The organism is Chitinophaga filiformis (genome assembly GCF_021646545.1).
Lineage (GTDB): Bacteria > Bacteroidota > Bacteroidia > Chitinophagales > Chitinophagaceae > Chitinophaga > Chitinophaga filiformis_A.
This window is the reverse complement of sequence record NZ_JAKIRP010000005.1, coordinates 347,923-372,514: the sequence shown is the minus strand read 5'-3', so window position 1 is coordinate 372,514 and position 24,592 is coordinate 347,923. Positions and strand designations below refer to the sequence as shown.

Below are 24,592 nucleotides of genomic sequence, written 5' to 3'. Positions count from 1 at the left end.
AAGTTATGCGTAGGAGAAAAATTTTTGACTCAACAGGTTGGTAAAATATAGCAGATCATGGCGAAGATCTTCCAGGAAAGGTTTTAACGTCTGGTTGTTGAGATGATCTATTTCCAGGTGTTTCACTTTACTGTACAGCCTTCCAAAGTTCCTGATCAGCGCTGCATTCTCTTCAGAGATGTGTCCTTTGGTCACATCCTGCAGGTGCCTGTCAATTCTGCCCAGCGAATATATAACGGAATGAGGAAAATCTTCATTGAATAATACCTGATGCAGTACATCGTGGGTATATTGATACGACCGGTAAGTTTTAAGATGAAGCTCATAACCCGAGAGAGACATCAACAGATGCCGCCACTGCATGATGTCTTTGATCTCATCCACTCTGTACTGATTGATAGCATACTGCTTGTCGGTCAGTACAATGGTTTCCAGGCAGCGTTCGATATATTTCCCCAGGTTCATAAATCCCCAGCCAATACCCCGGGCCATGGTGATATCAGTGATGCCTGTATACAGCACAGAATGCCTGGTGAAAATGTCCAGGATATCGGCAGCTTCATAATTGGACAGACGATTGTCCAGTGCCGGCTGATTGATCAGGTGGTAGAAGGAGTTAACCTCTTCCCATACTTCCTTCGTGATATAGTCCTGTATACCGCGGGCATTTTCCCTGGCCTTGCCAATGATGCATTTAAGGGAGTTATTGTTTGCAGTGTCTGTGAGGAGTTTCTTTAGCGCCGCGCCGGTATTTCCTTCAATGGTATTGATCTCTTCTTCGTTTGCGCTGGTAAAGGTCTGCAGAACGGGCCGCCAGGTAAGGGGGCCATTCACATCTTTGTCGAGCGATAAAAGGTTGTGGGTAGCCGTAACACGTAATAGTCCTTCTGCCCGCTCCATATAACGGGCCAGCCAGAATAGTGAATCTGCGATCCTGCTTAGCATGAATAAAATTGCGTTTGGTGAATCAATCTATAACCCAGGTATCTTTACTACCTCCTCCCTGTGAGGAATTGACGATCAGGGAGTCTTTGCGGAGCGCAACTCTGGTAAGTCCGCCCGGTACGATCTGTACGCCCTGTGGACCGCAAAGTGCATAAGGACGGAGGTCCACGTGCCTTGCCTGGAAAGTACCGTCTATGAAACAGGGAACGGTAGAAAGCTTAATGATAGGCTGCGCGATAAAGCTGCGGGGGTCGGCCTCAATCGCAGCCTTCGCCTTTGCCCACTCTTCAGGGGCCACCTTATTGCCCATCACCATACCATATCCTCCTGACTGGTTGGTCCTTTTGATGACCATCTGTGTGTAGTTGTCAAAAACATATTGCCGGGCATCCGGATCGCTCATCTCATAGGTAGGTACATTGGGAAGGATCGGCTCTTCATTGAGGTAATAGCGGATCATTGCCGGAACATAGGCATAAACGGCTTTATCATCTGCAACACCATTACCCACCGCGTTCACAATGGCTACATTGCCCATACGGTAAGCGCTCATCAGGCCGGGAATGCCCAGTGCACTATCCGGGCGGAACATCAGCGGATCCAGGAATTCGTCATCAATACGGCGGTAGATCACATGCACCTGCTCCAGGCCATTGGTCGTTTTCATATACACCTTATGGTTGTTCACCACCAGGTCCCTTCCCTCTACGAGGGGAATGCCCATCTGCCGGGCAAGGAAAGTATGTTCGTAGTAGGCTGAATTATAGATACCGGGTGTCAATAATACCACCAGCGGATTAGACAGCTGCCCGGGGCCCATCTGCAGGAGTATTTCATGCAGCAGGAGGGGATAGTTGCTGACCCGTCTCACATGGCTGGCCGCCAGCAGTTCAGGAAAGATCCTTTTGGTTACTTCCCGGTTCTCCAGCATATAACTGACGCCTGAGGGGGTACGGAGGTTGTCTTCCAGTACATAAAAGAGACCATCTTCCCCACGGATCAGGTCTATCCCGGAAATATGTACATACACATCATGAGGCACCTTAATGCCAAATACCTCGCGGGTATAATGGGGGCAGGAAGCAATCAGGGAGGCCGGTACGATCTTATCTTTCAGGATCTGCTGTTCGTTATAAATGTCCTTCAGGAACAGATTGAGCGCTTTCAGACGCTGTTTGATACCCGCTTCTATATGGTCCCATTCCCGGCCGGTAATAATGCGGGGAATAATGTCAAAGGGAAAAATGCGTTCGATACCGGCATCCTCGCTATAGACGGTAAAGGTGATGCCCTGGTTCATAAAAAGCTCGCCGGCCAGTCTGTCTTTCTGTTGCAGATCAGTGATATCGAACTGCTTAAGAGTGGCAATGACTTTGCTGTATTGCTCTCTGATCTGCTGCCGGTCGCACATCTCATCCCAGATGCCGGTGGCATAGTCGTATTGTTCCAGTAATGTTGGCAAGCTCATATCAGTGGTTTAGTGGGTAAGTAAGTTTTTGGGCGCCCAGCTACAATTTAATGTTTTAAGAGGAGAAATAACTGCAGTGTATTCAAAAATAGTTCAAATTTCAGCAGGGAATTCTGAAAAATGCGGGGTTTGTGGTTGGAATAATGATATATTGTATTATTTATAATATATTTTGTGCTTAATACTCATTCCCGGGAATGCGGTCTTTAGATTTCCCATTTATATCCTGTTGCGTAGATAGTTTTCAGGTAGCTGCCTGCACCCGCTTCGTGGAGTTTCTTTTTGAGGTTTTTGATATGCGCATAAATGACATTGTTATCTTCCCGGAGGCCGGCAATATCACCAGAAAGCTGCTCTGCCAGTTCGTGTTTTGAGATAACCTTGTTTTTATTGCCCAGGAAGTATAAAAGAAGATCAAATTCTTTCCTGGTAAGTGTAATGGGGGTATTATTGATCTGTACTGTTTTGGCCAGCAGATCGATAGTCAGTTCTTCCTGCCGGATAATATTGCAGTTCTCATATTTCCTCCTTCTGATCACGGAAAAGATACGGGCTGCCAGCTCCGGTAAATGAAATGGTTTGGTGACATAGTCATCCGCTCCCTTTTCCAACGCAGAGATCTTGTCCTCATATGCAGTATTAGCAGAAATGACAATGATGCCCACCAGTTTATTATATGCCTTTATTGCTTCCAGTAGCTTACTGCCATCTCCGTCCGGCAGTGCAAGGTCCATCAGGATGCAATCATACTCATACATCTCTATTTTCGACAGTGCCCGCTGATAATTATTCGCATATTCACATATATAATTCCCGTCAGATAAATAGGAGATCAAAACCTGCGATAGTGCCAGATCGCTATCGATGATCAATAGTTTCATGTCACAATATTATTTCCCAATTCTGAATAAATTCTGAATGCTAACAGTGTGGTGACGAGGAGATAGATATATAACTTTTTATCGTATATCATTCAATGCCCGGATGATTAATGAGAATCAATACTGTAGGGAGTTTGGTGGATCTGTCAGATGCCTTGTAACATCCATCCCATGGCCCTTACTATTCCTTTCCATAGCGGCTTATTTTTTCCTGATCCGAGTCGGTTACTACTGATGAGTGGTCTTTCTTTGCATAAAATTTACTGTAGTTGAAACATCTATACTTTATTCTCAGTTTCGTCCTGATCAGCATTACCGCTTTCGCGCAAACCGGTACTATCAAAGGAACGATCAATTCTGCCGATGGCAAGCCAGCCGCATTTGTAACTGTGGGTTTGAAGGATACGAAGAAGGGAGCAGTGACTAATGAAGAAGGACAGTTTATACTCAAAAACGTCAAACAAGGTGACTATGTACTGGTCATATCTTACACCGGTACTAAAACAATACATAAGCCAGTCACCGTTACTGCCGACCAAACCACTGATGTAACACAGGCGCTGGAAGCAACTGCTGCACAACTGAATGAAATAGTAGTAGCGGGTACCAAAACAAGAACGATCAACAAAACCCCTGTTAACATAGGCAAGATCCCTGTTGCAGCGATAGATCTGCCACAGGGTGTTGCTGTAATCGGACATGAAGTACTGGAAGAACAGCAGGTACAGCGCATGAGCGATGTAGTGAAGAATGTGAACGGTGTGTACATGGCCTCTTCCCGTGCCAGCACGCAGGAGGCTTTCAACGCAAGAGGATATGCTTTTTCCAGCACTAATATGTTTAAGAATGGTGCACGTGTCAATTCAGGTGTAATGCCGGAAATGAGCTCTCTGGAAAAAGTAGAGATCCTGAAAGGAAGCGCTGCCATCCTGTATGGTAACGTAGCACCTGGTGCAGTGATGAACATGGTGACCAAACAGCCTAAATTTAATTTTGGCGGTGAAGTGAATGTACGGGCAGGCAGCTATGGTCTGCTGAAGCCTTCATTTGACGTCTATGGTCCGTTTTCTTCAAAAGTAGCGTACAGAATCAACGGTACATTTGAAACAACAGACAGCTACCGCGATAAAGTGCATTCAAAGCGCTATTATGTAAATCCTTCTATGCTGTTTAAGTTGAGCGACCGTACTGAATTGCTGGTACAGGGCGATTATCTGAAACATGACTTCACTCCTGATTTTGGTATCGGTTCCCTGAACAATACCAGGATAGCGAATGTACCACGCAACAGCTTCTTCGGCACACCATGGCAGTATGCACATACACAACAAGCATCTGCAGGTGCTTCTATCAGGCATAAGCTGAATAATACCTGGACTTTGAATGGTATGTTCACCTATCAGCGATACAGCCGCGATTATTATTCTATTGAAAGGATCCAGGCCGATTCTACCGGTAAATGGGTTCGTCCGTTGAACAGGACTTTCAACAGTGAAGATTATTACCTGGCGCAGGTAGATCTGAATGGTAAGTTCAGAACAGGTAGCATAGAGCACAATGTGCTGGTAGGTGTAGATGCTGACCGCTACTATACCAAGGCTTATACCTACAACCAGCCTACCACATATGATACCATCAACATCCTGAACCCTGATCAGTATAAACAGCGTACCGATATACCAGCTGCTGAAAGGATCAGAAGTGTAACCACTCCGATCAACCGTATGGGTGTGTATGCACAGGATCTGATCAGGATCACTTCTAAGTTGAATGTACTGGCAGGTATCAGGTTCTCTTATCTGCAGAATGAAGCGCCGGCTACCTACGACTACAAATCCGGTCAGACTACACTGGCAGCCGCTAAATACGATCATGCATTCTCTCCAAGAGTAGGTCTTGTGTACAAGCCAATAGAGTCAATGGCGTTATTCGCAAGTTACTCCAACTCTTTTACTCCTAACAATGGTCTGAGTGTTGACAGTACTTCCCTGGACCCCTCTGTGATTGATCAGTATGAAGTAGGTGTAAAAAATGATTTCCTGAAAGGAAAATTGTCAGTGAATGTTACCGCATATCGCATTAAGAACAATAATTACTCACAGACGGCTCCGTTCCAGAAAGATGGAGTGACGCCTAACAACAACACCAACCTGAAAGCATTGATCGGTGAGACTTTAAGCCGTGGTGTAGAAGTGGATATAGCAGGTCATCCTTTACCAGGTCTGGATGTAATTGCCGGATACAGCTACAACAAGATCACCATTGAGAACAGCAGTAATGTAAGCGGTGGTTCCGTATCCGGTGAACGCCTGGTGGGTAATCCGAACCATACCGCTAATGCTAACGTGTTCTATACCTTACAGCAATCAGCATTGAAAGGATTGAAGTTTGGAGTAGGTTATTATTATCTCGGTCAGCGGTTCGGAGGCTGGAATAATACCATCAACCAGAGCCAGAAATATAACCGTCTCATCTCCGTACCGGGTTTCTCTACACTGGATCTGAGCGCAGGTTACGCTTTCAAACGCTTCTCTGTACTGGCTAAAGTATCTAACGTTACTAATACCTACAACTATTACGTACACGAGAACTACAGTATTAACCCAATACCACCTACCCAGTTCGTGGGTACCGTGTCTTATCGATTCTAAGCTTAAAACCATACACAATGAAAGCGGGTGTCTCCATATCTGGAGCACCCGTTTCCTGTTGTTGCAGCCTCGTCGTGTCCGGATTGTCATTTTCAGTTAAAATCCTGCCCATATACGTTAATATCTGTTGGCGGCCCGGAAGGCTTTTCCGTTAATTTTATAAGTGTTGAAACTCTCATGAAAGGCAATAAGTACCTGTAGCCCATCTCCACAATTCATTTGTTAACTGTACATTAAAAAACACGATCCATGAAAACAAGTGTACTACTATTGCTATGCCTGTTGCTGACGGGCACTCTTTCCGCGCAGAAAACTGTTTACATTCCACCGGAATTTTCAAACGCACCACTGAACACCTGGTCTTACAGCAAGTCCTATCAGTCCGCCAACTTTATTGTCTTCTGGGGCAATATAGTCGGTACGAACCCCGCCAGTCATTCAGATCCTAACCTGCGTTTCAATCCGCAGTCGGTCTGCGATACGCTCGAAAAGATCTATACGAAGTTCGTCACTGAGCTGGCGTTTTGCTCAGATGCTCCCACAAAGAACCTGGGCAAATACAAGATCATCATTGTGATGAATGACACCTGGGGAACCAATGGACCTTCCGGCTGGGCCTTCGGAGGCACTTATGGCAATACCATCGGCGCCATGTGGGTACATCCGAATGCTACCCGCGATGGAGCCGTGATCAGTCATGAACTGACGCACGCATTGCAGGGAATGATCTCTATACAGGAGAACACAGTAGGTGGAGGTTATATCAACTACGAACCCGCCGGTTTCTTCTGGGAGGCGCATGCCAACTATATGCGTACACAGATGTATCCGCGTTTTGCAGGCGATGATCTGCCTCGCTGGATGGGCACGCAGATGTTCCACCTCAGTTCTACCCGGCACCATTATGGTACTTTCAAATGGTTGTATACCATCCAGGAAACAGAAGGTATCAATATGGTGAACAGGTTATGGAAAGAGTCTGTAGCCAATGAGCATCCGTTGATCACCTATCGCAGGTTAAAGGGGTGGACACAGGGGCAGCTGAACGACTTCCTCTATGGTTATGCCAAACGGGAAGTAACATACGACTACCCCGTGAATAATTTTGGCAGTATCATGCGGGCAGCAAGGAATGCTTTGATGAATAACGAGCCGCATTACATCTGGCGTTTATATACTGTACTGACCCAGGTCAGCGCTTCTACCGGCCGTTATGTGGTGCCGGATGCCTTTGCCCCGCAGGATTATGGTTATAACATTATCCCCCTCTATACTACCTGTAGTTCGCGCAATGTGACGGTAAAGTTCAAAGGACATACAGAAGTGAACAGCACTGCCGGCTGGCGTTATGGTTTTGTGGCTGCTAATGCAGATGGTACTATTTCGCGCTATGGCCCCTTAAACAGCGCCAACGAAGCGCAGATCAGTTTCCAGATGAACAGCAATGAAACCCAGTTATTCCTCGTGGTAATGGGTGCTCCTACTACCCATACTTCTTATATATGGGAGCCCGGCTGGCCTAAGATCAAAAGATACCCTTATGAGATCCGTGTGGCCAATGCCGTACCTGAAGGATATCAGAGCAATTTCCGGGCTGCTTATAAAGCCAATGGGCATACCCATTCCAATGGTGGCGGCTGGGTATCCAATTCAGCTACAGTAGCATCCACTGCCTATGTTGGCCCTAATGCGATGGTGCGGGGTAATGCGAATATCTCCGGCAACGTGCGGATAGAAGGCACGGCCTGGGTGGAGAACGCGACTGTGCAGAACAGTGTGGTGATAGGGGGGAATGCCAATGTATGGAACGGTACCTATTCCGGAACGGCTAATATTGGTGAAAATGCTATCCTCAATAACTGTACTGTATCCGGCAATGCTGTTGTGAAAGGGAATGCCATGGAATGGGGGGTAACCTTCGGCGGCTCAGGTGTTACGGTGGGTGGTGATGCAGAAATAGGCAGCTGTAGTACTGCCGGTGTATATCTGCAGGTGCCGCACGGTAATAATGGTCGCACAGAATGTGATGGCAGACCGGCAAGCCATACCTCAAATGTAGATGTCAACGCTACTTATACCCGTTTCACGGATGCCCAGATGGCCTTTACAGGAACGATTACCTGCCCGGCGGCAGCGGGTATACTGGCGGTAGCGCAAGCTCCTGAAATGGCTCCTGAGGTATTGGTATATCCTAATCCTGCGAGTACCGTGATCAACGTTAGTATGCGTAATTTCCCGGCGAATGAGGATGTAGTGTTGTCATTATACGATGCAGAAGGGAAAGTGGTGCTGAATAAGAGAGTAAAGGCTTCACCGAACTTTGCGCTCGATGCAGCGGCTGAACGGTTGAAACCGGGCGTATACGTGTTGAAGGTGGTGGGTAGGAGTGTGTTTACGAAGAAGATAGTGATTACGAGGTAGGATCGGATAGTCTTGAGAGTAAGCGACGTCTTGTTATACGATGGTAATCAATGACTAAAGGTTGCACCTGCAGAGCTTTGTGTTAATGATGTTGTAAATTAATATAGAAAGGCTCCTGAGAAGGGGCCTTTTTTTTAATTTGGGACGTCGTTAACAAATAAATCAATTATGCAAACTATCCTGGAGGCAATTTTCGAACATTTTCTGGTGAAGTTTTTCAAATGGATCGGCGCCTTGGTCAGATGGCCTTTTTATTGTTTCAGGAAACCGTTTAAAGAAGTATTAAACGATGATGGGGTTGCAAATGTTGTGATTAGCGTAGTGGTTATGGTGGGTTTGGGTATTTGGTTGCTCGTTGAGAGGTAAAACATCGACGAAAAAGTTTGAAATATTATTTTAAGGATGTATGTTTGCTATTACTGAGCTTGCTGAAGAGCCTATACCGTTCAGCAAGACTATAGTAATAATACATTTGTTGCCCTTCTGAATGTCCAGGATCGAGAGGACCTTGTAAACGTTAAGACGCGCAAATGTTCGTAAGTGCAATTTTTAAGTCAGTTTAAAAGTCAACTAATAGAAGTCGTAATCCTGGTTATCTATGAATTAGTATTCCTAAAGGACTTATTGGTACGAGTTTGTTGTTTGCCCGGTGCTGCTGTCGTCACAGCATGACATTTCATGCTTAGGGGTCGTAGATGAAGAGGTAAGGTTTGATCCTAAAGTTGCTGAGCAGCTGAATAAATATCTGGTTAAATAAAATGAGTATATGATTAATTTTTGTTGTTCCCAATTAAGTTCTTGGTTTTATAATGCTGGAAGTAAAGGGTTTTCAGTTGTTCCTAAATTATATGAAGATGATACCTATACAATATTTCTACAGGCGAGAAACCAGGATATTGAAGTGAGAGAAGGAAAGTTATCAGTAGGTCAACAAGCAATAATCTATTGCCCTTTCTGTGGGTCTAAGTTATCTAAGGTTATTAAGCGGAATAAGGAAGGAATAGAATTTTATACAAAGAAGAATATTGATCTCTTAATATAGGTGATAGTTATCATAAATAACAAAGTCCAGCCCAGCTGGACTTTGTTATTTATGATAAGCGTGTATTGCTTTAGCGTCTCGGAGGAACATGTTCAGGCGTTTAAAAGCATCAGCCTGATCAAAGAGAAGCTCAAGTATTGCCCCCAAGTAAGTTATTTAAGTATAGCTTGCAGTTTAGACTTAGCAAGGAAAGCATCGAGCAGCGAATGTATATGAGAAAATATCGAGATAGTGAAAATTATTAATTCGTTAATGCGCTTATGATGAAAGTTAATTTCACTTCATGTTGTTTGGCATGGAGTCTAGTCTTCTATTGTAGCTGCAATACTGTTGATCGGAGAACTGTATTGCATATTCCTATCGAAGAAAAAGGAGTTGTAATTAATGTAGATTATGTAGCTGTAGGAGCAACTTCTAAAGATGTAATGCAAATCACTAGATTGTCATCAGATGGGAAATTAGAGGTATTGAAAAATCTTGAAGTTTGCGACACCATCTTAAGCTACAGTTTTAGAGACGATACGACTTTGAGCCTAATATTTTGTGACACTGTATTTATGTCTAGACCCAAAAAATTGGATACTGTTAACGTGAGAATTAATTAAAGGATAGAAAGAGCAAGACTTGTATAATATTAGGATTTGCATCATTGATCACGGCACCGAATACATGGTGGAGTATTTTTGTCCTGTTTTTGATAACTTAGGCAATACCTAGATAAAAATGCCCCGTGCTTACCGGGTATTTTTATTTAAGTATTGCTTGTAGTTTAGACTTAGCGAGGACAGCATCCAGTACCGAATTGACGCATTCTTTATCCTTCTCAGGAAGTTGGTTAATCTCATTGAGTCGCTTCATCATCTTAAAATCCTTTAGAATATTAATATCATTAGCTTCCCCTAATAAGAATCACATAGTAGTATCCAGGGCCTCGGCTAACTTCCTGGCCATATCAATAGAGGGCTGCATCTTATCCCGTTCATTCGTGATGATGCATTTATGGTGTTAAAAGCCTGATAGGTATTGATTTTGTAAAAATACTGACAAACAATGGGGTTTAAATTATGGTTATTTTCTTTAATTTGTATGAATGATCTATATTTAACCAAATATTGTCTGTCTTAAATGGGAACATATGTAACTCACGCTCTGATGATATAAAATCGTGTGGGCAAAGCATTACATTGTTGGGTAAATTGGCTTAGAAACAATATTGAATGTTAATGTAGGATGAAGTCAATTATATGCAGTTGTAGATGAAAAATATTATTCTGTCTGGAAATAAAGAAGTTTTCGCCATTCAAATTGAAACTGGATCTAAACCAGATAAAAATAAAGTGTGTTATTGGGTCTCAGGTAATAAAGTGGGTAATTTTACCAGGGTAGGTGAAATAAAAAACATAAAAAAATCATTTCAACAATTTGATCAGCATAATGAAGAATTTTATTTGCCTCAATTGGAACCATTTCATACAGAACAATTGAGGGACTTCTTTTTTGAAGGTTTATTTAAACTTGTAAATTCAAATTCAATTGAATCTTTAGAAGAATTTAAGCATAGACAGAGTCTTTGTTTGAATTGGGGGATCCAGGTTGACGGGTACAATGTCATTTTGTTAGCTAAGCCCAACCATGTGTTATTTTTCTATACTCCTCCAAACAAGGGATCAAAACTAAATGTGATACCTAATGATATATTTCGATCAGTGTTCACTGAATTTTTAAGATTCTGTGATGAGCATATGCTCGTTTAGGAACTATTTACTTTTTGATATAGAAACACATAGAGGCTAATAATTATGGTCAGGCACCAAGCTCGAATTCTCTGTGAAAAAATCAGACAGGGTGGATGAATATAGTTATTACAAAGTCGGAAAATCCGTATTTGTCGTTTAATAGTAGTTATGGGATAGGTATTGGATATATCTTTGATCAGCAATTTGAGGCCAAGCTCCATAGAGCAGCTGCTTAGAAGGCAGCAGGTCAATACTGGATTCGTACAGCGTGGCAGGGAAATTTGAATAAATTTAATAATTGTTAATGAAAATTTGACTCTCTCAAATTGATGGAACGTTATCTAAGTGCCAGTACATAAATAAATTACATTCCAATAAATCCAACCTATGAAGCAAGTTTTTCACTTACTACTTATTCTCCTTACCGTTCAAAGCTTTGCGCAATCCCGTAAATATCCTTATTACGATGGCCATAAATGGGGCCTTGTTAACGATAGCAATCAGGTAGTGATTCAGCCGAAGTATGATTCGGAGTTCTGGATCTTTAGAGAAAAGATCGCCATCGTGCAACAGCGAGGCTTATATGGTTCGATAGGGGTTGATGGTACAACGATAATACCCTGCCGGTATGATTCCATTTCCATTATCAAAGGTTTCACTGCTGCCGTCGGGTTGAAAGGTAAGTTCCGTCTGGTAGATGTAAGTACGGGTAAAGAGCTTTCTGAAGTTGTATTTAGCAAATGGGGAGAGCGTAAGCATGATAATCCAGCCATACTGCCAGTGGAAATTGGGACTAAATGGTATTTCATGAATATGGTCACCGGTCAGCTGATCAATAAGGAAGGTTATGATGGTGTCGGATTTGTTACCACTGGTTATTATGAAGGTGTGGTGCAGAAAGACGGTAAGTACGGTGTATTAAATCTTACCACCGGCACCCTGATTGCGCCCATCCTATACGATCACCTGGTGTACAAAAGCCAGGGAGCTTTTGACGCCATTGAAGGAGATAAAGTGCTGTCTTACACTGCTGATGGCAAGTCAAGGCCAGGCAATGCCGGCGCATTAACGCAACACCAATCGGCATCATCCGCTGCTGTGTCCTTCGACGCACCCAGGTCTGACGATTCCTATCTTGGCTATATGAGCTTGTATGTATATAAAGGCAAAGACAACGATTGGAAGGCGACTTATGAAAAACGAATTTATGCTAATTCACCGGTAACCCCTGTCAAAGAATTTCACTTGACTGGTTATACCAGCGTTGAAAAGTTTTACTATGACGAAACCAAGCAACCGAAAGCCCTGCTGAAGGCGGTGCGAAACGGTAAAACTGGTTTGATAGCCCCCGAAGGGGAGGTTATACTGCCATGCATCTATGATAGCATCCGAAATGAAGGCGGCTTCTATGTTCCCCGGAAAGATGGCAAAGAAGGGTTAGTTAAACCAGACTGGAAGGTGCTGAGCAAGCCCGTTCTTAAACATGTGTATTATGCTAACTACGAAGCGGAAGCCTATCTTGTAGAAATGCTAGATGGTAAAAAAGGCTACATGGATATGCATAGCGGTAAGATATATATTCCAGGAGTGGATAGATAACGGTGGGCGGGACTGTACGCCTCAGCAGCAATCTTCTATCGTGTGAAAATTGACACTTTGCGTGCTATTGCCAAGGACATGGAATTGTGCTGAAAACGAAAACAAGACCACGCTCACACGAAGATGAACGGAACTTAGTTCGGATGAAATCTGGCTAACTCTATTGCTTATATAATACACGGATTGACTATAATTTTTTTTGTCATGAAACGTAAAAAAAATAAAGAATGGTAAGATATGCTTATTGGCTAGTTGTCGGTTGGGTTTCAATTTTCATCTTACTATTTGTTCCTGGATTTATAACATTCGGTCATGGTATCGGAGATGTTTTTTATGCGTTTTATGTAATTACTTTTTTTATTCTTGTTTCCTTACTAAGGTATAAGGTTTTGAAAAGAAAAAAAAGTTTAGTAGTGGAATCTATGTTTGTGTGTGTGATTGCATTGTTTATTGGTTATGTTACATTGGAGTTTACACTACTTAGGGGGCCAGAGTATGTTTGGAATGGTAGAGTCTTTTATAGTAAGTAATAAATACCATTTTGTAACTGCGAATATTGAAGATATGTGTAAATTTATTAGACATAATCCTAATAAAAAGGAGATGTAATTTTATCCTTACCTGGAATATTAACGATCCAAGAAAATGAAAGCCGTCCTTAAGAACTTAACATCAATTAGATATGTTCTGGTTACTTTGACATTTTTTCTTATGCCTGCCAAGGTAAAGGCATGCGACTGCGTAATGTATCCTGTGAATTATTACGTGAAAAAATCCAGGTATATAATTATTGTAAAAGTAATCGAAACGGTTTCAGATAGCAGTGAGCTTTATCCGGAGAATAAGGATGCTATGTTGGAGGTGACAAGAGTTTTCAAAGGTAAAATTAAAGTAAAACGGCGATTTACTTTCAAAAGAGACGGTAACTGCGATCCCAGGTTTACTAAAAACGAAGAGTACTTATTGTTTTGTTTTCGAAAGAAGGGAAGTTATCATATTTATCATTGTTCTTATTCAGGCGAGAAGTCAGCGTCTTCTGCAATAATTAGAGAAATGGAGAAGGAATTGAGACATCAATAAATTTAAAATTATCTTGAATACTTAGTAAACTAACTGCCGGTATTTCTTTAAATTGGTTGTTGTTCTAGGAGGCCATTAATTTTACTAAGATGCTGCAACATAAAAAGTAGAGTATTTAAAAATTTCGAAAAACTACTAGTATGGAAGGAAATGAGATAGCCAGGCGATTAGAGAGCGATAATATTGAAGAGGTAATTTCTATGATGGACATAATGGTTAACGAGTTGCTTTTTTTTGTTAGCCGGTCTTTATATTCATTAGAAAAGAATGTTGAATGGAGACCATTTATTGCTGAAAGGATTTATAAATTAATCGATAGATCCAAGTGTGCCATAGACGATATGTACCAGAAGCGCGACGGGAGCGATAATGATTTACGTTTTTGGTTAAATTCCCTATTAGTGATGTTTGATCAAAATGAAGATTTTATTCTTAGCATTTTTAATCATGTAGCTAATAACGAAGATGATAACGAGATCATAGGACTAAATATTTTAGTGCGAAGAAAAGCTGTTAATACCGAGAAACTCATTATCGAGAAGTTAAGAAAAGCTGTCTTTACGGTTAAAAATTATGATAGGAACGCTTTTTATTTAGTTGCATTAAAGACCTTAAATGTAGATTTACCTGAGGACATTGTCGAGAAGGTGAGCTTTTACAATCAGCGTGTACAACATGCCTGGCAGAAGTTAGATTGTTGAATAGCATTTAACTGGGGAGGCAAATCAAGCAGATACTTTATCGAGCATGTTAAAACAACTTTTAGAGTTTTTGAGCCAGTAATCGCATTTCTCATTAAAAGGGAATCAACAATTTTATGGAGTATCGGGAAATAGAAATTGAAATACATGATAGTAAGCTTTTTACCAAAAACCTTGAAAGAGTTAATCAAAAGGAGTTGTTTTTAAAGCGGTCTGATAATTTAGAAGCGGATTTGAATCTGATATACTTTTTATTAGATTACATTCTGGATGAACGAGCTATAATCAAAGAAGAAGAGACAATCGCATATGGGTTATGGTGTTTAAAGCTTGTACGGCACGAGGAGTTCCTTTGCATTTTTGAATTTAATTGAGGTTTTTCTGATTGGGTTATAGGGGCGAAGAGCGCGACATATTATCTGGAACTTCAAAGAATGGTTTGCATAGAAATGGACGTACAATCTTCGATGCCGTCGTTAAATCAAAAAATCGCTGTGGACGATGGTGCCTTGGCGGGAGAGGAAGTTTACGGTATAAGATATGAGGCGCCTGAGCACATGAGTGGGTGGTACGTCACCTCAGATAGCTATGATGGAAACATTGCCAATTTGAAAGTAATTGATCTTTTTTCTTTTCTACCAAAAAGAAAAGATTTAATACAATTTTTAGCATTACCTCCTGGATATGAATTTCAGATAAGAGAAGGTAAATATGACGTTTGGTCCACTCCTTGATCGAGTAACGAAAGTATCCCAAATGTTAAAATAATAAGCTCTATTCGAAAAAGCGGCATCAAACGATACCCAATGAAGAACAAATTAAGTAAGACAGAAGAAGAATTTGTTATAGTACAAAAGGCAATATGTAAACAATATGGAGCTTTGTATTTTCCAGCACCTTTCGATAAAATGATTGGTGTAGCCATTGAGAGTTTTAAAGAGAAGAATGTGATGCCTATAAATGGTTTAAGACATCCTATCGAGTCAGAGACATCAGCTAATTGGTACATTTGGGCAGGAGATTATTCTGAAGCAGATGATTTCTTTAAACCTATGCATATTTACCATTTATTGGAGTTCTGTCCCCAGGCCTTACTATATTTGGGTTTGCCTCCTGGATGGCGTTTTTTATTTGATGATAACCAATATGAGGATGTTTGGTATGATGAGCAATTGTTGAACATCTGAAGATTGCCAGTAACACAATGCAAGGCTTAATTATCAAAGATGGTATTAGCCAGGACGACTTATTATCAGGTTTATCTGTCTTTTTCGGAAAGATGAACCTATCAGTCGCAAACTTAGACACATCAGCCATCCAAACCGAGAACGTGCTGTTAGAGTCATCACCACTGAAAGGCGATGTTCGCCTTGACCTTTGCATTTATTCCAGACATACATTCGATATTGACGAACTTTCAATCTTTATATGCAGTCACTTTGCTACATCGGTATTGATAAGCGACAATGACATCAATCCTTATTCCTGGATTTTAATTACTAAGGATGGCAGAAAAGGTACTGTGTATCAGGTTCCCGAAGAAACAGGATTTTTTAAATTGTCTGAGCTAAAAAGGCCCGCGTAAAATCAGATAAAATAATGACCAAATGTTTTCGGAAACTCAAAAAAAGATAATAAAGAAGCTTTTCACCATAACAACGCTGTTTTGCATTCCGGTTTTTATAGCATGTGTGAATGCCTATTCATTGTTGGACGAAATACCATTCTACTACGATTTTTTCGCCCTGGCACTCATATATTGCTCTCTCCTTTATCTAGCCGTCTGCCTCTTTTTTAGAAAAAAGAGATTTACGCTATTTGTGTACTTGTTAACCATAGGCTTGACGCAACTGATCACTGGTGTTATTTTATTCATTTACTTCTACGGGTATGCCTTCCAGGGGTACGAATTGAAAGACATACATTATGACTATTTGCCCTACATATTAGACTAAAACATTTCACAATTATCCACATCACCACCCCATACCTGTGGATAATCTCCACCCATCTAACCCACTACCTGCCAGCAGATTACGTTAAATTTATGCATCTCAAAACAATCTCTGATGGCAAAACAAACTTCTCTTTTTCCATTTACCCGTAAACTGGGTAATGTCATAGGCTACGAGCGCAATGGCCAATACTACCTGCGCAGTATGCCTGAATTCGTCCGGCAGAATGCTGCCACCCGTCGCGCGGCGCAGCGCTTCGGTATAGCCAGTAGTAAAGGCGCCCTTATCCGGCATACTTTCTACCCTGACCTGGATATTCGCTGCGATAGCGGTCATATCAATCGCCTGAACAAGGCATTCATCGCCGCAGGCGATAATAACACCGCCATAACCGGTTTCCGGCTCAACCAGCATGCAGGTATCGACCGTTTCTTTTCTATAGCCCCCAGGCTTTTCAGGAACGAAACATTACATATCCCAAAGCAAACGCTGGCCTACCACAAAGACATCACCGCACTGGAAGTAAAAGTGATCGCCGCACGTATCGATTTCCAGACCCGTGAAGTCACCGGTATAGACACGGCCATGCTGACAATCGACCCTCGGAAGCCTTTCGAAGGAACCGACATCGCGCTGAACGTACCGGGTAAAGGCACCCTTGTAATCACCTTACAAGTGCGGGGCATGCACAAAGACCGCCCGTCTTCTAACCGGCTCTACCTTGCCGCCGATATTATCGCCGTTGCCACGCCCCGGATACCGGATAACAAACCCACTTATCTGCGGCAGGAAACTGTTCTAAACCTCACACCCGCACACACCTGTCAAACTATCATCCAGCGGGAATAGTCCTCGCTGCCTCAGCGATTGTTTTGATGAGTAAACATCCATTGAATGTAACAACCAACCCCCATACCTTTGAACAACTGCAGTATAGCTCTGCAGCAGTCCTGCCGTTGCCCAATCCGACCGTTACCGATCCTCCGTTAAATTTTACCGCAATCACACAAGAAGAGATCAACACCGGATCATCTCCACGTCTGCTCCATGGTTACTTCATGTTTACAGTATAGTTTAGTCTATTGCATGCCAGGGATCCTGTATATTTAAAATATACCTTTGCAACCATGCAGACGATCAAAAGTGTTATAAGTAAATATTTCGAAGAGATCTCTATCGAAGAGCTGATTCAGTGTTTCGAAAGCGTCAAGGACAATGGCGATATTGGGTTCATTAAGTTCGACGGTGCGAGAACAACTGACCACTACACCGTTTTTATTTCAACGCCGGAGTCAAAATCAGATATCATCCGGGCAGATGAATCAACACTAAAAGTAGCTTTAGTCAAGGTATTGAAACAATATGTTGAAGTGAAGAAAAATGCGTAAACCCTTACCTTTGCCCACCTATCTAAACACACACCAATGCACGAATACTTCATGCGCGAATGCCTGTCCCTCGCCCTCCTCGCCAAACAACGCGGCGACAGCCCCTGCGGCTCCATCCTCGTCCGTAACGGCGAAATCATCGCCCGTGGCATCGAAGGCGGTAAAACCCACAAAGACATCACTTACCACGCCGAAATAGAAGCCATCCGCGAAGCAACCGCTTTACTCAACACCCAGGACCTGTCCGACTGCACCATGTATACCACCCACGAGCCCTGTATCATGTGCGCCTACATCATCCGCCACACGCGCATCCCCACTATCGTTATCGGCCTGACCACCGGCAACATCGGCGGCGCCAGCTCAGAATACCCTCTCCTCAAAGACACCGGTATCGAAAAATGGGGCGCCCCGCCACAACTCATCACCGGCATCCTGGAAGAAGAATGCAAAGCACTACACCATTGATCCTTTCCGGACAGCCAACTGTATCAAAACCGGACATTTTATACAAAGATGTAATTAATTATCAGCCACTTATCTGATTGGCACGTTTATTAACGTTTGACTACCATGATCAAGCATTACTTCACCCTGGCATTCAGAAACCTGTTTCGCAACAAGGTCTTTACGGTTATCAATATCGGCGGACTAGCCATCGGACTATGCTGTTTCCTGCTCATCGTAATGTACGTCCTGAACGAGCTGAGTTATGACCACCAGAACGTTAACGCTGATCGCATCTACCGCATACATCTCAATGCTAAAATGGGGGGCATGGAGTCAGAGAAACCGCTGACGCCCGACCCGATGGGAGAGTTGCTGAAAAAAGACTATCCGCAGGTGGAAGAATTCACCCGCATCTTCGATAACAGCACCATGCCAGGCCTGGTCAGGAAAGGCAATGAATTCGTCCGCGAAGCGCATACCGCCTACGTCGACAGCTCATTCTTTAAAGTCTTCAGCTTCCCGGCTGTTCAGGGCGATGTACAGACAGCCCTTAACGAACCAAACTCCGTAGTCATCTCCGCCAGCACCGCCTTAAAATACTTCGGCACTACTCAGGCACTGGGTAAAACGCTGGAAGTACAGGACAATGGCCTGTACAAAGTCAACGCGGTCATAAAAGACATGCCGGAGAATATGCACTTCCACTACGACATGCTCTTCTCCATGAAAAATCTCAACTACAAATGGGGAGACATCGGCAATCATAACTTCTACACTTACCTGCTCCTGAAGAAAGGAGCCGATTATAAACACCTGGAAGCGCAGCTGCCTGATTATGTCAGCAGGTATCTCCTGCCGCATATCATGGAACGGATGCACCTGAAAACGAAAGACGAGTTTGAAAAGGCCGGCAACCATGCCGTATACACACTGATGCCGCTCACAAAGATTCACCTGTACTCCCATCTGCCTAAAGAACTGGGCACGCCCGGCAGCATCCAATACGTATACGTCTTCTCCGCTGTTGCCCTCTTCATCCTCCTGATCGCCTGCATCAATTTTATGAACCTGACCACCGCTCGTTCCGCCGGCAGGGCTAGAGAAGTGGGAGTGAGGAAAGCATTGGGCACCGCCAGAAAAGAACTGGTCCTGCAGTTCCTGACAGAATCCGTTCTGCTGGTATTCCTGTCATTGCTACTGGCTATCGCGATGGTATTCCTCGCATTACCCCTGTTTAACCAGATCGCCGGTAAGACCTTACAACCCGACCAGTTTTTGTCTATACGGGCAGTGCTAGTGCTAATGATCCTGCCTTTAATTGTTGGTGTACTGGCTGGCAGTTACCCGGCCTTCTTCCTGTCTGCTTTCAAACCCGTACAGGTACTGAAAGGTAGACTAGTGCCAGGTAAAGGAGATATCAGCCTGAGAAGTATCCTGGTGGTCTTCCAGTTTGCTACCTCCATCATACTGATCATCGGTACGCTCGTCGTGTACCGACAACTGGATTTTATCAGGAAAAAGAACCTGGGATATAACAAAGACCAGGTACTGATCATTGAAAATACAAGTGCACTGGGCACGAAAGAACAGGCTTTTAAAAATGAAGTGACCCAGTTGACCGGTATCAGAAGCGGTACTATCAGCCCCTTTCTGCCTGTAGGCAATACCGCCCGCAGTAGTAACAATATTTCAAAACAGGAAGTAGTAGATGCCAACAGTAGCTTTAACGCGCAGGCATGGGCAGTGGATGAAAATTATGTACCGACCATTGGCTTGCAACTGTTGAAAGGAAGAAATTTTTCGAAGAACTTTACCGACGACAGATCCGTCATCATCAACGAAGCAACCGCGAAAATGCTGGGATATGATGATCCCGTAGGGAAACAATGTTACCTGTGGACAGGCCCCGGTCAGACAACCGCCTTTACTATCATCGGACTGGTGAAAGACTTTAACTACGAAAGCCTGCGGCAGGATATAGGCCCCTTATGCCTGTTCAACGGACCGGGCTCCGGACTCATCTCCTTCAAAGTAAACACCGCCGATATTAATACAGTCCTTGCACAGGTAAAGGAAAAATGGAGAGCTACCGCTCCTGATATGCCTTTCACTTATTCTTTCATGGACCAGTCTTTTGATGCCATGTACCGCTCGGAACAACAGGTCGGACAGATCGCTATGGCATTCTCTATACTGGCAATTATCATCGCTTGCATGGGCATCTTCGGACTGGCCACCTTCATCGCAGAGCAACGCACGAAAGAAATAGGCATCCGCAAGGTACTTGGTGCCAGCACCTCCGGCATCGTACAGCTGTTATCCAAAGACTTCATGAAACTGGTGGCTATCGCTTTTGTTACAGGGGCGCCCCTGGCAGGATGGATCATGCACCGCTGGCTGCAGGATTTTGCCTTCAGAGTAGAACTAAGCTGGTGGATCTTCGCAGCAGCAGGAGCCGGCGCTTTACTGATAGCATTGCTCACCATCAGTGTGCAGTCCGTCAGGGCCGCACTGGCTAATCCGCTGAAAAGCTTAAGCATTGACTGACGACTTCCACGTCAGCCACTTCTCAAATACAGCAATAAGGTTATTCTCAACAAACGGCTTGGTAATAAAATCATCCATACCCGCCGCTATACATTTTTCTTTTTCTCCCTTTACATTTCCCGCAGTCAGCGCTATGATCGGGATGTGAATATGCGGGCTGATCTCCCGGATCAATTGCGTGGCCTCATAGCCATTGACAATAGGCATCTGGATGTCCATAAAGATGATATCCGGCAATTGCTGCCTGCAGTTTTCCACCGCCTCCTTACCGTTCTTCGCTTCAATAATATGTGCAGCAGGGGCGATCTTCCGGATAATGGTACTCGCCAGTAGCATGTTGATCGGATTATCTTCCGCAATCAGAATGTTGATATTGGCCTTGATCTTCTTGTGTTCGCGGCTTTCTGCCCGCGTTTTCTCAGCTGTGTCTTTGATAAACAAATGGGATAGGGCATGGTACATTTCCTGTATCTTAATAGGTTTTAACAGACGCTGATTGACGTGCAGCTCCTCACATGCCCTCATGATCTTCTCATCATCTGCAGAACTGTGCAGTAAGATGATAGCAGGCTCCTTTTCCAGCTCCTCGAAGTTTGTCCTGATCTTCCTGATCGTTTCCAGTCCATCCATGAAAGGCATGTGATAATCCATCATGATCACATCATACTGCTGCTTCGTCATCAGGAACTGAAAAGCTTCGATGCCATTCGATGCCTCGTCAGAGTTGATGCCCTTCATCTGCAGCATCCTTCTCAGGATGGTCCGGTTATGCTCATTATCGTCAACGATCAGCACATTTTTGACAAGATCGATATTCTCCCATGCAATAGGAGCGCCGTCTTCTGTTTTTACCGTTATTTCGAAAAAGAACGTACTACCTTTCCCGGGAGAGCTTTCCAGTTGCAGCTGACTACCCATGAGTGCCAGCAGTTTGTTGGAAATACTCAAACCCAGACCAGTACCGCCATATCTCTTTGTTGTAGAAATATCTTCCTGTAAGAATGCCTCAAATATCTTCTGCTGCTTGCTCTTTTGAATACCAATACCCGTATCCCTTACCTGGAAGCGGATAGTGGTCATCCCTTCTTTTGGATGCGCTACAGGCCTGATCTCCAGTTCTATTTCCCCCTGATCAGTGAATTTTACCGCATTGCTTAGCAAATTAAGGAGGATCTGTTTCAGCCGTACTACATCTGCCCACATAAAACGGGGGAGGTCCGTAGAAACGTTCAGCAACATTTCAATCCCTTTCTGTTGCGCCTGGAAACTCAGGATGTCACTGGCCTGGCTGCTGAACTCCAGTAGATCGCACTTGCTGATGTCCAGCTCTATCTTCCCGGCTTCTATCTTGGAGAAATCCAGGATGTCATTGATGATGCTCAGCAGGGAATTGCCCGACTGGTTGACGATAGATACATATTGTTGCTGCGTTTCATTCAGCGCGGTCTTCATCAGCAGGTCTGTGAATCCGATCACACCGTTCAGTGGCGTACGTATTTCATGGCTCATATTAGCCAGGAACTCCGATTTCGCTTTACTGGCATACTCCGCTTGTAACTTGGCCTCTTTCAGCTCCTTTTCGGCCTTCTTTCTCTTCGAAATATCTGTAGCGATACCCAGGTAACCGGTAATGACGGTATTATCCCGTATGGGCGTCACCACCATAGAGACGATAGTTGCTGTGCCGTCTTTTTTTACATAGATCCACTCGCGCCCTTCAGACCCTTCTAATTCCGGGATCTGGGTGAAAACACGGAAGCCTTCAATGGGCGTCTTATACAACTCCGACAACTCTTTCCCCCTGGCCGCTACTTCATCGGGCGAGTGAAGCAGCTCCCAGGTATACTTCCCCGTAAGCTCTGCCGCACTATATCCCAGCAGCTTTTCCGCCCCCTTATTGAAGAGGGTAATAATCCCTTCGTGATCTGTGGCAATAATACTGACCTCCGAAGCAGACTGCAACACGTCCTCGAGCAACTTGCGTGATTGCTGAATAGCTACGGTGGCTTTCTTTCGCTCGTTGATGTCCTGGAAAGTGCCGAACAGCCTTGTACAGACGCCATTCTCAAAAGCAGCATGACCTATCGAGCGTACCCAGAGTTTATGCCCTTTGGCAGTCGTGATCTGTAACTCCAGCTGCCAGGGGGTACCCGTACGGATAGCATGGTCAATCACCGCATCCAGCTGCTGCCGGTATTCGCCCGTGTAGAAAACCATGGTATTTTCTGTGCTAGGCCTGAAGTCGGGCGGTACCTCATGGATCTCGCAGGTAACGGTCGACCAGAAAACCTCCTGTTTAACAAGATCAAATTCCCACCCGCCTATCCGCGCTACCTGGTTGGTGCGCTCCAGCATCTCCTTGGTACGCTTGAGGTCTATCTCCAGCTCATGCCTTTCCGTGATATCAACCGCATTGCCTATCACATAAGGAGTGCCTTTCGTATCATTGAACAGTATATTATTGAACAGCCAGATGCGGATATTGCCTAGCTTGTGCCGGGTATGCATGATGCCGGTCACCTTACCTTTCATACGGATCTTGGCCAGATATTGGTCAAGATCGCTATGATACTCCCGGGGAATTATATCGTATAAACTCATCGTCATGAGTTCCTCAATACTATAGCCCACACTGTCTGCACTGGCTTTGTTGACATACGTCAGTTTCCCTTGCAGGTCATGTTTACACATCATCCCCAACGAATTCTCAAAGAACGTACGGGCGCTGATCTCACTGTCTATCAGTTCCTGTTCTTTGATCTTTTCACTGGTAATGTCCCTGCCTATGGCAAAGATATTGCCGGTATGTGGCTCTGGAGTAGCTATCCATTGGATGTATCTGTAATCCCCGTTTTTCGTCCTGAAACGGTTGGAGAAGTTAATGGTTGACAGGCCCGATTGGAGGCTCTCCAGTTCCCGGGTGGTATTTTCGACATCATCCGGATGTACAAGTTCCAGCACAGAAACAGGCGTTAGTTCATGCTCCTCCCAGCCCAGTAAAGTGGTGAACGCTTTATTGACCCTTTTCAATCTGCCGGAAAATGACCCTACACATACCAGTCCTTCTGAAAGATTGAACAGCTTTGCATAATAACGGGTTTCCTCTTTCTGTCGCTCCGCCCGTATTGCTTCAATGGCATGATGGGTAATGATACTTAGTGCCCTTTGTTCGGCATCGCTGATCCTGCCGGGCTCGTGGCTCATTACATAGAGTGCACCCAATATAAATCCATGCACATCGATCAGCGGATAACCGGCAAAAGCCCGGATATGTGGTGCGGCCGTCACCGCTTTATTGTTGCGCGTTAGAGGATCAGATAGGGTATCTTCAACAGCGGTGAAGTCCTGTGCTTCCATTATTAATTGCATGAAGCCCCAGTCGGTGGTGGTTTCCTGTACACCCGGTATGGTAGTAGACGAAATGATCAGCTGCTTTTCATCCCCGGCAATTGCTATGACAGCGTAAGGGAAATGACAACTGAGGGTCACCAGTTCGGTGAACTGATCGAGGGCGGGTTGCGGAGTCAACTGCAGCAGCCCGTATTCCTTGAGCGCTCGTAGCCTAGCCTTCTCATTTTTTGGGGCGGCGTTTTCATTCATATGACATGGAACTATACTGCAATTTAATTAGATAATCAATACATATTGATTTTCAGTTAAAAAGGCAGAGCCAGGCAGAGACCTTTGTTCCCGGATTACTCATTTTTTACCCCTTGTTATAACATCTG

General features: G+C 44.0%; 18 protein-coding genes. 14 read left to right on the top strand and 4 right to left on the bottom strand.

Going from position 1 to position 24,592, the window contains the following annotated elements:
• Positions 1 to 3: 3 nt before the first annotated feature.
• The 3 genes from L3C95_RS16040 to L3C95_RS16030 form a co-directional block, all read right to left on the bottom strand.
• Complete coding sequence (locus L3C95_RS16040; RefSeq protein ID WP_236389052.1) at positions 4 to 945, bottom strand: alpha-E domain-containing protein; 942 nt, start codon at positions 943 to 945, stop codon at positions 4 to 6.
• Positions 946 to 967: 22 nt separating this feature from the next.
• Positions 968 to 2,413: a circularly permuted type 2 ATP-grasp protein gene (locus tag L3C95_RS16035; RefSeq protein ID WP_236389051.1), complete on the bottom strand. Its 1,446-nt coding sequence runs from the start codon at positions 2,411 to 2,413 to the stop codon at positions 968 to 970.
• Positions 2,414 to 2,619: 206 nt separating this feature from the next.
• Positions 2,620 to 3,294 (bottom strand): response regulator transcription factor, encoded by a 675-nt coding sequence (locus L3C95_RS16030; RefSeq protein WP_236389050.1) that lies wholly within the window; start codon positions 3,292 to 3,294, stop codon positions 2,620 to 2,622.
• Positions 3,295 to 3,563: 269 nt separating this feature from the next.
• On the opposite strand from L3C95_RS16030, the gene L3C95_RS16025 reads away from it, so the two are divergent.
• The 14 genes from L3C95_RS16025 (at position 3,564) to L3C95_RS15960 (ending at position 20,864) form a co-directional block, all read left to right on the top strand.
• Positions 3,564 to 5,945: a TonB-dependent receptor gene (locus L3C95_RS16025; protein ID WP_236389049.1), complete on the top strand. Its 2,382-nt coding sequence runs from the start codon at positions 3,564 to 3,566 to the stop codon at positions 5,943 to 5,945.
• 249 nt (positions 5,946 to 6,194) lie between these two features.
• Positions 6,195 to 8,366, top strand: a complete 2,172-nt coding sequence (locus L3C95_RS16020; RefSeq protein ID WP_236389048.1) for a DUF6055 domain-containing protein — start codon at positions 6,195 to 6,197, stop codon at positions 8,364 to 8,366.
• 168 nt (positions 8,367 to 8,534) lie between these two features.
• Complete coding sequence (locus L3C95_RS16015; RefSeq protein ID WP_236389047.1) at positions 8,535 to 8,732, top strand: hypothetical protein; 198 nt, start codon at positions 8,535 to 8,537, stop codon at positions 8,730 to 8,732.
• A gap of 1,932 nt (positions 8,733 to 10,664) precedes the next feature.
• On the top strand, positions 10,665 to 11,162 hold the full coding sequence (locus L3C95_RS16010) for a hypothetical protein (protein ID WP_236389044.1): 498 nt from the start codon (positions 10,665 to 10,667) through the stop codon (positions 11,160 to 11,162).
• A gap of 369 nt (positions 11,163 to 11,531) precedes the next feature.
• Entirely contained in the window at positions 11,532 to 12,743 is a 1,212-nt protein-coding gene (locus tag L3C95_RS16005) for a WG repeat-containing protein (protein ID WP_236389042.1), read from the top strand.
• A gap of 1,220 nt (positions 12,744 to 13,963) precedes the next feature.
• Positions 13,964 to 14,524: a hypothetical protein gene (locus tag L3C95_RS16000; RefSeq protein ID WP_236389041.1), complete on the top strand. Its 561-nt coding sequence runs from the start codon at positions 13,964 to 13,966 to the stop codon at positions 14,522 to 14,524.
• A gap of 449 nt (positions 14,525 to 14,973) precedes the next feature.
• Positions 14,974 to 15,258: a hypothetical protein gene (locus L3C95_RS15995; RefSeq protein WP_236389040.1), complete on the top strand. Its 285-nt coding sequence runs from the start codon at positions 14,974 to 14,976 to the stop codon at positions 15,256 to 15,258.
• Between the two features lie 72 nt (positions 15,259 to 15,330).
• Positions 15,331 to 15,711 (top strand): hypothetical protein, encoded by a 381-nt coding sequence (locus L3C95_RS15990; protein ID WP_236389039.1) that lies wholly within the window; start codon positions 15,331 to 15,333, stop codon positions 15,709 to 15,711.
• A gap of 17 nt (positions 15,712 to 15,728) precedes the next feature.
• Positions 15,729 to 16,109 carry a hypothetical protein gene (locus L3C95_RS15985; protein WP_236389038.1) on the top strand — a complete coding sequence of 127 codons (381 nt, stop codon included), beginning with the start codon at positions 15,729 to 15,731 and terminating at the stop codon, positions 16,107 to 16,109.
• 484 nt (positions 16,110 to 16,593) lie between these two features.
• Positions 16,594 to 17,328: a hypothetical protein gene (locus tag L3C95_RS15980; RefSeq protein WP_236389037.1), complete on the top strand. Its 735-nt coding sequence runs from the start codon at positions 16,594 to 16,596 to the stop codon at positions 17,326 to 17,328.
• 26 nt (positions 17,329 to 17,354) lie between these two features.
• Positions 17,355 to 17,552: a hypothetical protein gene (locus L3C95_RS15975; protein ID WP_236389036.1), complete on the top strand. Its 198-nt coding sequence runs from the start codon at positions 17,355 to 17,357 to the stop codon at positions 17,550 to 17,552.
• Positions 17,553 to 17,606: 54 nt separating this feature from the next.
• Positions 17,607 to 17,867 (top strand): hypothetical protein, encoded by a 261-nt coding sequence (locus L3C95_RS15970; protein WP_236389035.1) that lies wholly within the window; start codon positions 17,607 to 17,609, stop codon positions 17,865 to 17,867.
• 36 nt (positions 17,868 to 17,903) lie between these two features.
• Positions 17,904 to 18,335: a nucleoside deaminase gene (locus tag L3C95_RS15965; RefSeq protein WP_236389034.1), complete on the top strand. Its 432-nt coding sequence runs from the start codon at positions 17,904 to 17,906 to the stop codon at positions 18,333 to 18,335.
• Between the two features lie 105 nt (positions 18,336 to 18,440).
• Positions 18,441 to 20,864 (top strand): ABC transporter permease, encoded by a 2,424-nt coding sequence (locus tag L3C95_RS15960; RefSeq protein WP_236389033.1) that lies wholly within the window; start codon positions 18,441 to 18,443, stop codon positions 20,862 to 20,864.
• Here the strand turns inward: L3C95_RS15960 and L3C95_RS15955 are convergent.
• Positions 20,850 to 24,464, bottom strand: coding sequence for a PAS domain S-box protein (locus tag L3C95_RS15955; protein WP_236389032.1), 3,615 nt, complete (start codon positions 24,462 to 24,464; stop codon positions 20,850 to 20,852). The genes L3C95_RS15960 and L3C95_RS15955 overlap by 15 nt on opposite strands.
• Positions 24,465 to 24,592: the final 128 nt, after the last annotated feature.